The sequence below is a fragment of the Anabaena sp. UHCC 0204 genome (assembly GCF_009711975.1).
Classification (GTDB): Bacteria; Cyanobacteriota; Cyanobacteriia; order Cyanobacteriales; family Nostocaceae; genus Dolichospermum.
Genome location: NZ_VIKW01000019.1, coordinates 99,406 through 112,564, shown reverse-complemented (window position 1 = coordinate 112,564; position 13,159 = coordinate 99,406). Strand labels below are relative to the sequence as shown.

Sequence of the window (13,159 nt, the reverse complement as noted above, 5' to 3'; positions counted from 1 at the left end):
ACTTCTTCTTTAGCTCTAGTGTAGACGCTCTTATTACAAACAAAGACTATAAACCTTGTTTAGTTGTGGAATTTCAATCTACATATCATGATTCTCATGATGCAAGAGAGCGTGATAATAAAAAATTACACTTACTAAAATTAGCAGGAGTTCCCCTACTTTATTCACGAATTAAAAACTTTGGTTTATTACATCTTTACTCCCAAAATGAAGAAGTAATATTTAATTTATTCACAGGAGAAAAACGAGATAATGCTAAAGCTTTAATTAGAAATTATTGCGAACCATCTAATTTTGCTAATGTTCTAGCCATAGCATAATAATTTATGATTTATTCTTCTGTCAAATTATCTAAAAATAAGTAACGACCCCATTTATGAAGTCGTTACTTATAATTTTGTTGACTAATTTCTACCTAGCCATTTTTGTCCGTTCAAGCGGTATACTAACCGAGATACTAATAAATCTAGAGTAGTTTTGCGCTCGTCAATTAAAAATGATTCCAGGGTACTCGGTTTTTTGCCTTCATTACAGGAAAATCCCTTTTTACCTTGAATATTTGCATCAGGGAAATATACGTTAAACTTGCGCTTTCCCTCTTGCCAAGAACCCATAACTTGCCAGCATTCTTCCGCTGAATCAAAACCAATGATAGGATACTTCTGTCTTGCAAAAGTCAGCTTTATATCTGGCACACCTTCTTTGGTAATTGCTTCTTGCAATGCTGGGAGGTAGTGCTGCTGCATAAACTCTTCAAAAGGCTTATCTTCCACAGCGGGAGGTTTTTCCTTTTTGGCAGCTTTAGCTTCTACTGGGGGCTTTTCTGGGGCGGTTGCAGCAGGATTAGAAGCTACATCTCCGGCTTGATTTTGATTAGTTTCTTCTGCCATTGCTTATTTTGGGGTAGTCAGTTATTTTTATTTTGACATACCAGTACCGCAAGGCGGAATTAAAAATTAATAATTAAAAATTAAAAAAGCTGATTCAACAGGCTTTTCCAGTATTTTAATGGTTGGTTGACTTACGCTCTTATGTACTAGTTTAGCCTGGTAATGGGTAATTAATTGGCAACGGATAATGCTATTATAGGAATGCAATGTTGGCGTAAAGTTAACAAGGTTAATTATGGATTTAAGTATAATTGACGATAAGTTGCAAATAGAATTTTCTTTAAAAGAACAACTTTTAGCTGTTCGCTTTCATAAGATTTGGCAAATACCACTAACTCATATTATCGAAGTTACAACAGACTTACCGCCAAATAACTGGAAAGAAATCCGCGCACCTGGTAGTTTTGTTCCTGGATTAATTAAAGCTGGAACTTATTACACAGACAAAGGTAAGGAGTTTTGGTATGTCACCAAAAAAGATGATTTTGGTAATGTTTTAAATATTGAGTTAGAAGACGAAGATTATAAAAGAATAGTTTTAAATAGTGTCCCAAATAATTTAGAATGGCGATCGCAATTAACTAGATCAGGAAATAGGGAATCGGGAAAAAATCCTGATTCCTGACTCCTATCAACCACCAGCAACAGCGGGAACAATACTCACTTCATCACCATCATGAAGGGGTGTTTCCGTATTTTGTAAAAAGCGGATATCTTCGCTGTTGACATAGAAATTCAAAAACCGTAAAGGCTCTCCTTCTGGCTTACGCAAACGCCCTTTCATAGAAGGATAGCTGACTTCTAAGTAATCAAACAATTCAGAAATATTACTACCACTACATTCTAGGACAGCTTGCTCGTTTGTAAACTTTTGTAGAACGGTGGGAACTAAAACTTTTACGGCCATTGTTTAAACGTTAATTGTTAGTAAGTGAGCTTTAATTTTTATTGAGTCCACGGAGGTGGACTTTGTTTGTATAGCTGCGGTTTTTAACCGCCAAAGCTTCTAAACTAGAACTTGTTGCCATTCTAAGCGATCAAGTGTGCGGGATCTTTCTAAAGCTCGTTCAAAACTATCTAGTTTGGCATCAATTGTCAAAGGTTCGCCAATGTAGCCTTGAATTGCTTCTTGGGTTTTCAAACCATTGCCAGTGATGTAAACCACTGTAGTTTCATCTGGGTCAATTTTGCCAGCTTCTACTAATTTTTTCAGAACAGCAACGGTTGTACCACCTGCTGTTTCTGTGAAGATGCCCTCGGTTTCTGCTAATAGTTTAATGCCTTCGATAATTTCTGCATCATTAACTGATTCAATATTACCGTTGGTTTTTTGAGCTATTTCTACAGCATATACCCCATCTGCTGGGTTGCCAATAGCAATGGATTTAGCAATTGTATTGGGTTTAACTGGCTGAATAAAGTCTCTACCTTCTTTAAATGCTGTGGCAATGGGAGAACAACCTTCCGCTTGAGCGCCACTGAAACGAACGTCTTTACCTTCTACTAAGCCCACTTCTACAAATTCTTGAAAACCTTTATAGATTTTAGTGAACAAAGAACCAGAAGCTAAAGGTGCAACTATATGATCTGGTAATTCCCAACCTAGTTGTTCGGCAACTTCAAAGGCTAATGTTTTAGAACCTTCGGAGTAGTAAGGACGGAGGTTAATATTGACAAAACCCCAACCGTGTGTATTAGCAACTTCTGAGCAAAGGCGATTGACTTGATCATAGTTGCCTTTAACTGCCATCAGGGTAGGACTATAAATTAAACTACCAATGACTTTACCAGCTTCTAAGTCAGAAGGGATGAATACACAGCAATCTAAACCAGCGTAGGCAGCGATCGCGGCTGTAGAATTTGCTAAGTTACCTGTACTAGCACAAGATACGGTAGTAAAACCTAATTCTCTGGCTCTGCTAAGTGCTACTGACACCACCCGATCCTTGAAGCTCAAGGTGGGCATATTCACGGCATCGTTTTTAATATAAAGTTTATTTAGACCCAGGCGACGGGCAAGACGGTGCGATCGCACCAAGGGAGTCATTCCTGTTCCCACATCAATAAAGTTATCAGTGGCAACGGGCAAAAAGTGACGGTAACGCCAAATGGAATTAGGACCAGCTTCGATAGTTTCCCGACTTACCAAGCTTTTCAGCACATTGTAATCATATTTGACTTCCAACGGTCCAAAACACAACTCACATACATGAGTAGCTTTTAGCTCGTATTCTGCTCCACATTCTTTACACTTCAAGGCTTTTAGTATAGAAGTGTTGGCTTGGTTGAGGTTTGTAATCGCCTGAGTCATAAGTTCGCTTTCCCTGGATGTCCGTCAACTTTGAAATGATACTAGCACGAGGCAAAATACACGTCAAACATACCCGACTATTTTTGTCGGGATTAATTTTCTGAAACTAAAAATAAGCTGAACTAAAATCCGGGATTTTTCGCAGAAGATTTCAGATATAGCAACGGATAAAGTAATTTAGGACATTAACTAATGATCAAACCTATACACAAAGAGACTTTCAACTCTGTCCCCGTGATATAGCACCTGTTACTTACTATATTTGGGTATGATATTTATGAGAGATGTCTATTTACCCGACAATTGCTGTTAACTATCCGCAAGCTTGTACGTCTTGTAACTGTATTAAATGACCACTTAAAGATAGTGTCACAAGATAACTCCATAAACATGAAAGTAAATTATGACTGATGCACCTGGCGAATTTATTCTCAATTTTAGTTTTGCTAATGTTTTTGTAATGTATTATCTGACGCATTCTACAGCTAGGATGCTCTCTCTAAAAAGCTTTCTGGGCATATTTTCTGGATACAAATCCTACCTGTATTTAATATCTTATATACCTACGTAAACTATATAAATGTATAAAACTGCCTGGATGACTGTTTAAATAGTGTCACAAAACCAATTTACAAATTAATAATTATTTGCGCTGAAACACCTCAGTGGTTTCTATGTAATTTTATTGAAGAAAATATGAAGAGTTTGTAAATTTTTTTTGGCATCGAGTATATTTTGGGATACTTCAAAGGTATAGTCATAAAGTGTTTATGATTGACCATGAGAGTAAGTAATCTACTGAAATTATAAAATCGTGAAAAATATCTAAATAATCACGATTTTCAATTTTATTTAGCAAAAATTGCTCTAAATGTAGTTAACCCTAAGGGAGACAAGTTTAAGCAAAGTTGCTAATTGATACAAGAATCCTTGTTCCTGTCTAAGACGAAGGATCAAGTAAATTAAATGCCTAATTGGTTATTAACTAAAAATTCGCCAAATACAGGCAATAAAACTTGATTTGGTGTCCCATTCTTTAAATAGCTGTAAACAACAAGTCTTTCCATTTTATTTCTACTAACCAGGTATAGTTTTCAGATGCATTCTACCAAAAAAACCTTAAAACAGCGGCAATTCCGGGTGTTGCGTGCCTTAGTTGCTACAGCATTTATTACTAATGGAATTTTTCCCTTTATTACTCCTGCATTGGCCGATGGTACTGCTGCGGGGACAAGTATAAGTAACACAGCTACCGCTGAATACGAAGATCCCAATGTTCCAGGGACAAAAATACCAGCTACCTCCAATACCGTAACAGTAACAGTAGCCGAAGTAACTGGTATTAATGCAGTTGCTGATGGTATAAGTGACAATACGGCTGGTACAATTCAAATAGGAGATGTATTAACCTACAACTTTAAAGTTACTAACATTGGTAACGATCCTACTACATTTAATATTCCTACCACAGTAACACTTGCAGAATCAGTGGCAGGTGCAGGCACAGTAGGAACTATAGAATATAGTATAGATGGTGGACAAAACTGGATTTCATCTGCCACAACCCCAGTAACATCCACAATTCCTATTTACAATCCAGCACAGAATATACCATCAACTACAGTTCCAGTTGGTACTATATTAATTCGTGTACCAGTAACAATTAATCCTGCTGCTACACCAGGAACAACTATTAACGTGCAATTAGGTAATACACCTGATCCTGATACTCAAAACCAACCATCAAATGTTACTACTGCAACGGAAGAACTTAGCACTAAAGATTTACCTGACTCCGATACTAATGATGTGGATGGATCACCATTAGGAGGGGAAAAAGAAGCATCTGCAAATCAGACGGCCACTGTTGGTGCTAAAGATTACGCCTTGGCAACTTTACTGAAAACACGCAGCAATCACAATAATAACAGTACACCTTCAAATGTCACAGATGATACTGTTACTTATGGATTAAGTCTTAATGTTGCTACCACTGCACCAGCAGGTACAAATATTACCCCAGTAGCACTGCAAGGTATCAACGGTATTAATATTGATGGTAATGCTAATCCTTCTACACCATACATTTTAATATCTGATGCGATTCCTAAAGATACGGAATTAAATGCAGCACCTACTCCACCCAATGCAAACTGGGAAGCTGTTTATACTATCGAACCTGCGGATCAAAACGTTAGTGGGTATAAAGATGCCAATAAAGCACTATGGAAACGTTTTGATCTAGGTGGTACTTTACAAGGTGGTGACGCATTATCACAAGTCACTCGTATAGGTTTTATTAACAAAGCTACTCTAACTTCTGTAGCTCCTGGTACATCAGTAACTGGCTTCTCTGTCACAGTTAAAGTGAAGTTAACAGCTACTGCACCTCTAAGTATTGCAAATATTGCCCAATTGTTTGGGGGTACTAACACTCCAAATACTCCGGGTACATTACCTGTTTACGAAGAGTCTGGAGACAACAACCCCAGTAACTATGAACCTGGTACTGGCTTCCCTGGTACTGATAGTAATAGTGATGGTGTTCCTGATACGATAGACGAGACGGCTGTTGATGATGGTTATATAGATAATCCAGCTACTCCAGAAACAGGTACAGAAACTACCAATAATGGTAACGATGGTGCTGGACCACTTGGTGAAGCTAATCAATTCACAATTGATACTGCCGCTCTCCTCAATGGTCCAAGTGGTCAACCTGCTGCGGTAGGTCCGACAAATAATAATGATGACTTCACTAACAAATCTTCTGCTGTACCTGCAAATACAGCCCCTGGTAGCACAATTGATCCGGCTTCGGTAGCGTTTACTAACACTGTCAGAAATGATGGTTCTGCTGCATCTAACATTACATTATTGCCTACTCGACCAGCCCTAAATACAGATTTACCAAATAATACCACTGTAAAAATTACTGATTTCAACAATGCGGCTAATACCGCAACATATACCTATGACCAAGCATCGGGAACATTTACTCGCACTGCTGGTACAGCAGATGTTGTAATTAATGTTCCTGCTGGTGTTACAAATACGGCTAACTATACTGTGGCCGTAGATTTACCAGCAGGTACACAGCTTTCTACAGATATTGAAAGGGGCTATCCAGTTCCTATTACAGCCTTTATTGATAGTGGTACTGTTGGTTTAGATGCCAATGACATTCAAAATACCACCATTAATAGAGTCTATACAGGCTTCTTGAAATTGGTAAAATTCTCTCGCATTTTAGATGCTAGTGGTAATGCTTTACCAGCACCAAGATCTGGTCAAAGTGATTTTGCTACTACTCCTAATGTTGATGCTGATATAAGTAATGACGTACCCAGAAATCCTCAACCTGGAGAAATTATTGAGTATCAAATCCGTTACAAGAATATTGCTTCTGAGACTAATACAGCACCTGCTACCAATAATGTGATCTTGAATGTCTCCGGACTGACAATTACTGAAGATGGTACTGGAACTAATGGTAATTGGGCGTTAGATCAAGATGCAAATGGCATCATTGATACTAGTAATGTTGCTAATAGTGCGGTAGATTCTGTACCTGCTAGTGCAACCATTACTTATTTTAGTGGTAGTCCAGCTACTAGTTCTGCTGGCGCAGCAACAACAGGAACTACACAAGCTACGGATGTTACTAAGTATGAGAATAGTATCACTGTTCAGATAGCTCCTGGTGTAGAAAGAACCTTTACTTTTAGACGTAAGGTGAACTAGGGTTTTTGTCGGTTTTATAAGGGTTTAGTATTACTGAACCCCTACTTATCAATTCCTATTTTGATCATTTCTTTTTTTGAAGGTGATGTTATGAAACGTTTTAGTTTTGCCAGTTTAGGTGCAGTTGCTTTAATTGCTGGATTACCATTTATTACTCAGGTTTCTGTATTAAAACTGATTAAATCAAACAATATTGCTGTTGCTCAAACTCCCCAAAAACAAAAACCTGTACAGGTCCAATTACAGGGTGAAAAGCAGGTAATTACTAAGGATGCACAAGGTAAAGAAAAAATTACTTGGGAAGCTTTAACAGGTAAGGTGAAACCAGGTGATGTGGTGCGTTATACAGTAGTTGCGGAAAATAAGAGCGATCGCCCCCTCAAAAACCTAGCACTCAATGGACCGATTCCCAAGGGTACAGTTTTAGTATTGCAGTCAATCAAAGCACCAGGTGCGGCTCAAATTACATACAGTATTGACGGTGGACGTAGTTTTGTGACTAATCCCACAATCACCGTAAAATTACCAAATGGTAAAACAGAAACAAAACCTGCTCCAGTCAGTGCTTATACCAATATTCGTGTACAAGTATTAGCTATATCTCCTAAATCTACAGTTAAAACAAGTTATGAAACCCAAGTGCGATAAAGAATTAAAAATTTAATTCTTGATCCTGACTTGTTAATCAAAAATCCTACCCAAGCCTTGAATAACAAAACCAGTGATATTTACCAACAAAGGTTGTTTAATCAACAATTCTCAAGCTCACAAACAACTAACTATTAGCAGGAGTTGGTACAAAAAACTCACGGCATCTATTTTATTGGCCAGTAGTTTACAAACTGTTATGGTTACACCTGGAAATGCTCAACAAACTACAACTCAATTAAGAGAAAGAACATACAACTTTATTAACCAAGCAGGTTATAAATATACCTTTACAGATCCAGATAAACCAGAAGATGCAAACACCACAGTTATCGAATCTTTATCGGCTGAAAATCGCCTTAATAGTGGGTTAGTTGACCCTTTAGGCAGGATTTTAGGCTGCGATGGTCGCTTATTGTCAGACTATACAGGGTTTTCTGTTTCTATTCACGAAATTGCTAACAATAATTCTGTGGAATTAGGAGCATTAGTGGATTTAACTAGCACAGAAATTCCCGATCTTCCCGGTAATGGCATTCCTTTGGGAATTAGACCCAATAGTAATAATATTAATCCCTTTCCTGTGCCTAATGATCCGCCCGATTATGCAGGATCTTATAATTTTCTATTTGATGAAGGTAAAGGTCAAATTAATCCTGGTAGAACATACATTTTAGTAATCAATCCCTCAGCTAATTCTATTTATCAACAACGGAGAATAAAAATTAGAATTGAAGAAATTATCGGTAGTGGGAATAATCGGCAAGTACGTTATACAGCCGTGTCCTTAGATGGATTACCTATTACTTTAAGTGGACAAGAACAGATAGAAGCTACACAAGTTTTAGTGGAAGATGCTGAGAGACAAGGATTGATTTTGTCCGCTTTACAACTATCAACAAATTTGTGTCAAAACAATCAAATCAGAATTACTAAATCAGGCGATCGCGCCACCGCTGCACCTGGAGATACAGTTATCTATCGCTTATCTGTAAAAAACTCTTCAGATGTAGCAATTAATAACATTTCAGTCACTGATATTTTACCCGTAGGTTTTCGATTTCTAGCCAACGTAGTCAAAGCAGAAATCAACGGACAACCAGTGAATATTACTACTACTAATACAGGCAACATAGTGAACTTTAATACCAATATCACTATGGAAGTAGGACAAATTCTTAATATTGCTTATGCAGCCCAACTTACCAACGATGCTCAACGGGGTACAGGTCGCAATACCGCCTCAGTCCAAGGGCAAAGAGATGATCGCTCTAACTTAATTCTTAGAGACGGTCCAGTTAGTCACCTACTGAAAATTGTGCAAGGTATAGTTAGTGATTCCGGTACGATTATTGGCCGTGTATTTGTTGATAAAAACTTTGATGGAGAACAACAAGATGATGAACCAGGAGTACCTAACGCTGTCGTATACCTCCAAGATGGCAACCGTATTACCACTGATGCTAACGGCTTATTTTCAGTAGCCAACGTCTTACCAGGACACTACGCAGGAGTATTAGACCTAACCAGTCTTCCTGGTTATACCCTAGCCCCAAACCGAAAATTCAACGAACGTAATAGCCAATCTCGCTTAGTTCATCTAGCACCTGGTGGTTTAGTGCGGATGAATTTTGCAGTCACACCCAGCTTTAAAGAGCAAGTCGAAAAATGAAACCCAGGCTGCACTCAAATCATAACCCAAATCATGATCAGGGGGCGGAAAAATCCACCTCTAAGATGAATCTACCAAAAAACCTGAGACGATTAGGAGCGATCGCTGGAGCATTTAGCGTCCTCTTTTCTACATCTCTAGTCAAAGCCGAAACCACCCAACCAGAATCAACTTCTGAACCCGAACCGGAAAACGGTGATGAAGTTAACTCCCAAATACCAGAAAATGCCGATGCTAACCTAGCACCAACCGTCAAAGACACCGAGTTAGAAGCATCAGCACCAATAACTCAACTACCAAAAATTACTGAGTCATCAATACCTATAGCCCCTTCCCTGGATTTTACTGCAACTCCAGAAGTTAAAGCTGTAGAACCAGTAGTTAATACACCCATAGTAGAAACATTTACTCCTGTCACCCAGTTACCAAAAACCCCAGAATCTGAAAAATCACTTGTTCCTCTAGCATCCTCTCTCGACTTTACAAATACCCCAGCTACCAAACCGAACCAACTACCAACCACCACAGAAACAGAACAACCACCTGTTCCCCTAGCACCATCTTTAGACTTTAACGCTACACCACCCACCACCATTACCCAGGTATCGAATAGCGTTAAAATCCTGAATATTCAACCAGGTGCAATTCTCGACCAACCAACAACTCCAGTAATTATACAGTATCCTGTAGGGAGTACAGTAGAATTACGTATTAACGACAAATTAGCTGATATTAACTTAATTGGACGCACAGAAACAGACGCAGCAGCTAACCTCGTTACTCAAACCTGGTATGGTATTGGTTTAAAAGAAGGGGACAATAGCATATCTGCTCAGATAGTAGGTAGTCAAGAACCACCCATTACAGTTTTAGTGGTAGTCAGAGGTAGTCCGAAAAAACTCACTATCCTCAGTCGGGAAACCCGTATTCCTGCGGATGGTCGTTCTTTAGCAACCATTGAAGGCAAACTATTAGACGAAAATGGGAATATATCTAAGCAAGATGCAATTATTACCTTAACATCTAGTGCGGGTGAATTTGCTGGTATAGATGCTAAACCGGATCAACCTGGTTTTCAAGTTGAAGCTAAAGCCGGAGAGTTTCAAGGAACATTACGTGCTGACTTAAAAGCACAAACGGTAACTATTCAAGCAACTACAACAAATTTAGAAGGATATACCCAACTACAATTTGAAACAGCACTGCGTCCAAGTTTAGTTACAGGGGTAATAGATTTAAGAGTAGGGGCAAGAGGTACTAATTATTACAGTCGTTATCGAGACTTTTTACCTATAGATAAAGACTACAATACCCAAGTAGAGTTTAACTCTGCGATTTTTGCTACAGGTAAAATCGGTGAATGGCTATTTACAGGAGCTTATAATAGTTCACGCAGTTTAAATGAAGATACTAATGGTGAGAACAGATTATTTAGAGCTTTACAATTTAATGATCAAAACTATCCTGTTTATGGTGATAGTTCTACCTCTAGTATAGTTACACCTTCCATAGATAGTGTATTTTTACGGTTTGAGCGATCGAGCAAAATTCCCGGAGCAAACCCAGATTATGGGATGTGGGGAGATTATAATACAGAAGAATTTGCTAGGTCTTCTCAAGAGTTTACAGCGATTACTAGACAATTACACGGGTTTAAAGCAAATTATAATTTAGGCAATTTACAAATAACTGGTTTTTATAGTAGAAATGTTGAAGGCTTCCAAAGGGATACAATTGCTCCTGATGGGACAAGTGGTTATTATTTCCTGTCTCGACGAATTTTATTACCTGGTAGTGAAAACCTATTTATTGAATTAGAAGAACTTAACCGTCCAGGGACCGTAGTTAAACGAACTGCTTTGACCAGGGGGAATGATTATGATATTGACTATGATCGCGGTACTGTATTATTCCGTCAACCATTATTACGTACAGATATTGACGAGTATGGACAGATTCTCGTCCGACGGATAGTAGCTACTTATCAATATGATTCTCAAAATGCCGAAGGACAAATTTATGCAGGTCGTTTGCAATATGATTTTAGTCGTGGTACTGGTCAAAATTCTTGGTTAGCAGCCACCTATTTACAAGAAAATCAAGGGTTGCGACAGTTTGAAATTTATGGTGCAGATACACAAATTTCTTTAGGTAGTGTTGGTAAATTTATTGCTGAATATGCCCATTCTCGCAATAATTCTGATGTAGCCGGTAATGTTAATGGTCAAGCTTATCGTGCAGAATTACAAGGAGAGCTTTTCCGTGGTGTTCAAGGTCGTGCTTATTATAGAACGGCTGATCCGGGTTTTGCGAATAATGCTACGATTAGTTTTGTACCTGGACAGACTCGCTATGGAGCGCAAATTACAGGTAAGCTGACAAATACTACTAATCTGCGGTTAAATTATGACCATGAGGATAACTTTGGTGTAGCACCACAGCCGAGATTACCAGAAATAGATCGGTTTTTACCGTTGAATGATCCTATTCCAGGGAGTCGGGTAGATAATTCCTTGACAACAATTATGGCAGGGATACAACAAAGATTAGGTAAAGCTAATATTAACGTAGATTGGATTTCCCGCGATCGCACAGATAGGATAGCCTTTCAAAATCTTAATGGTAGTTCCCAACAATTGCGATCGCGCTTTAGTTATCCTCTAGCTACTAACCTGACATTCTTAGCCCAAAACGAACGGACATTATCTTCTCAACAAGATGGCATTTATCCAGATAGAACCCTATTTGGACTCAATTGGCAAGCCATCAAAGGTGTAAATGTCAGCCTCACACAACAATATTTTAGCGGTGGACAATATAACGGTAACGGTATCACCAGCTTAAACGTCAACGGTGAACAAAAAATCGGCACAGATACCACCATCACCGGTCGTTATTCCATCCTTGGTGGTGCGAACGAAATGACCACCCAAGGAGCGATCGGTTTAAACAACCGTTGGGCAATTTTGCCGGGATTACGCTTAAATCTTGCCTATGAACATATTTTTGGTAGCTTCTTTAAACGTCAAGCCACTGGACAACAATTTGCCCAGCCTTACGCCTTCGGACAAGGTGCATCATCCATGAGTTTTGGAGGTGGTGACAGTTACAGCATCGGCTTAGAATACACCGATAACCCCGCCTTCCAAGCCAGTGCGCGGTACGAACGTCGAGACTCTTCCAGTGGTAGTAACACAGTCATTTCCGCAGGTGCATTAGGTAAAATTTCCTCCGCCCTCACAGGACTAGCACGATATCAGCAAGCTAGTTCTTCCAATCAAACTATCACAGACTTAGGAGACACTATCAACTTCAAAGTTGGTTTAGCCTACCGCAACCCCAAAAACGATAAATTTAACGCCTTATTACGTTATGAATACCGTCAAAATCCCTCCACAAGACCAGAAACATTTATACAAGGTACTGGTTCTGGTTCAGAAGATCATACCTTTGCCCTAGAAGGCATATATGCACCTAACTGGCAATGGGAATTTTACAGCAAATTGGCAATGCGAAACAGTACATCCTATTTGGCTAAGGATCTGACAGGGACAAGTACAGTCAGCTTAGGACAATTTCGCGTTACCTATCGCCCCGGATATAAGGTAGATATCGTAGGTGAAACCAGATTAATAGGTCAATCTAGCTATTCGGAAACAGGTTTTGTGATTGAAGCTGGATATTATTTAACAGCTAATTTACGCCTTGCTGCTGGTTATGCCTTTGGTAAAGTTGATGATCCAGACTTTTCAGGAACTCGTTCTGCGGGTGGTCCCTATCTCGGTTTGACTTTAAAACTCAATGAACTATTTGATGGTTTCGGATTACAACGAGTTGTACCACCACAACAACAAGAATCTTCAATCAAGAAGGTAGTTCAAAAATAATACTCAA

At 38.8% G+C, this 13,159-nt stretch carries 9 protein-coding genes; 6 read left to right on the top strand and 3 right to left on the bottom strand.

Annotation, left to right across the window (positions count from 1 at the left end; genetic code table 11):
• Window positions 1-320 (top strand): DUF2726 domain-containing protein (locus FJR04_RS16345; RefSeq protein WP_168496629.1); only part of this gene is annotated, 320 nt, incomplete at its 5' end.
• An 84-nt stretch (window positions 321-404) separates the two neighbouring features.
• Here FJR04_RS16345 and FJR04_RS16340 read toward each other — a convergent pair.
• Entirely contained in the window at window positions 405-890 is a 486-nt protein-coding gene (locus FJR04_RS16340; RefSeq protein WP_168496627.1) for a DUF2996 domain-containing protein, read from the bottom strand.
• Window positions 891-1,125: 235 nt separating this feature from the next.
• Here FJR04_RS16340 and FJR04_RS16335 point away from each other — a divergent pair, with 235 nt between their 5' ends.
• Window positions 1,126-1,515, top strand: coding sequence for a hypothetical protein (locus FJR04_RS16335; RefSeq protein WP_168496625.1), 390 nt, complete (start codon window positions 1,126-1,128; stop codon window positions 1,513-1,515).
• 6 nt (window positions 1,516-1,521) lie between these two features.
• Here FJR04_RS16335 and FJR04_RS16330 read toward each other — a convergent pair whose 3' ends face one another.
• Complete coding sequence (locus tag FJR04_RS16330) at window positions 1,522-1,797, bottom strand: MoaD/ThiS family protein (RefSeq protein ID WP_168496623.1); 276 nt, start codon at window positions 1,795-1,797, stop codon at window positions 1,522-1,524.
• A gap of 99 nt (window positions 1,798-1,896) precedes the next feature.
• On the bottom strand, window positions 1,897-3,201 hold the full coding sequence (gene thrC / locus FJR04_RS16325) for a threonine synthase (RefSeq protein ID WP_168496621.1): 1,305 nt from the start codon (window positions 3,199-3,201) through the stop codon (window positions 1,897-1,899).
• A gap of 1,098 nt (window positions 3,202-4,299) precedes the next feature.
• Here thrC and FJR04_RS16320 point away from each other — a divergent pair.
• The 4 genes from FJR04_RS16320 (at window position 4,300) to FJR04_RS16305 (ending at window position 13,152) form a co-directional block, all read left to right on the top strand.
• A complete protein-coding gene (locus tag FJR04_RS16320; protein WP_168496619.1) occupies window positions 4,300-6,945 on the top strand; it encodes a hypothetical protein in 2,646 nt (881 codons plus the stop codon).
• Between the two features lie 90 nt (window positions 6,946-7,035).
• Window positions 7,036-7,593: a DUF11 domain-containing protein gene (locus FJR04_RS16315; protein WP_168496617.1), complete on the top strand. Its 558-nt coding sequence runs from the start codon at window positions 7,036-7,038 to the stop codon at window positions 7,591-7,593.
• A 199-nt stretch (window positions 7,594-7,792) separates the two neighbouring features.
• Window positions 7,793-9,265 carry an SdrD B-like domain-containing protein gene (locus FJR04_RS16310; RefSeq protein WP_168496638.1) on the top strand — a complete coding sequence of 491 codons (1,473 nt, stop codon included), beginning with the start codon at window positions 7,793-7,795 and terminating at the stop codon, window positions 9,263-9,265.
• 65 nt (window positions 9,266-9,330) lie between these two features.
• On the top strand, window positions 9,331-13,152 hold the full coding sequence (locus FJR04_RS16305; protein WP_168496615.1) for a TonB-dependent receptor: 3,822 nt from the start codon (window positions 9,331-9,333) through the stop codon (window positions 13,150-13,152).
• Window positions 13,153-13,159 lie beyond the last annotated feature (7 nt).

Coding starts and splice junctions, on each gene's coding strand:
- FJR04_RS16335 (WP_168496625.1), top strand. CDS start 1,126: ATGGATTTAAGTATAATTGACGATAAGTTGCAAATAGAATTTTCTTTA.
- FJR04_RS16305 (WP_168496615.1), top strand. CDS start 9,331: ATGAATCTACCAAAAAACCTGAGACGATTAGGAGCGATCGCTGGAGCA.
- thrC (WP_168496621.1), bottom strand. CDS start 3,201: ATGACTCAGGCGATTACAAACCTCAACCAAGCCAACACTTCTATACTA.
- FJR04_RS16310 (WP_168496638.1), top strand. CDS start 7,793: ATGGTTACACCTGGAAATGCTCAACAAACTACAACTCAATTAAGAGAA.
- FJR04_RS16315 (WP_168496617.1), top strand. CDS start 7,036: ATGAAACGTTTTAGTTTTGCCAGTTTAGGTGCAGTTGCTTTAATTGCT.
- FJR04_RS16330 (WP_168496623.1), bottom strand. CDS start 1,797: ATGGCCGTAAAAGTTTTAGTTCCCACCGTTCTACAAAAGTTTACAAAC.
- FJR04_RS16340 (WP_168496627.1), bottom strand. CDS start 890: ATGGCAGAAGAAACTAATCAAAATCAAGCCGGAGATGTAGCTTCTAAT.
- FJR04_RS16320 (WP_168496619.1), top strand. CDS start 4,300: ATGCATTCTACCAAAAAAACCTTAAAACAGCGGCAATTCCGGGTGTTG.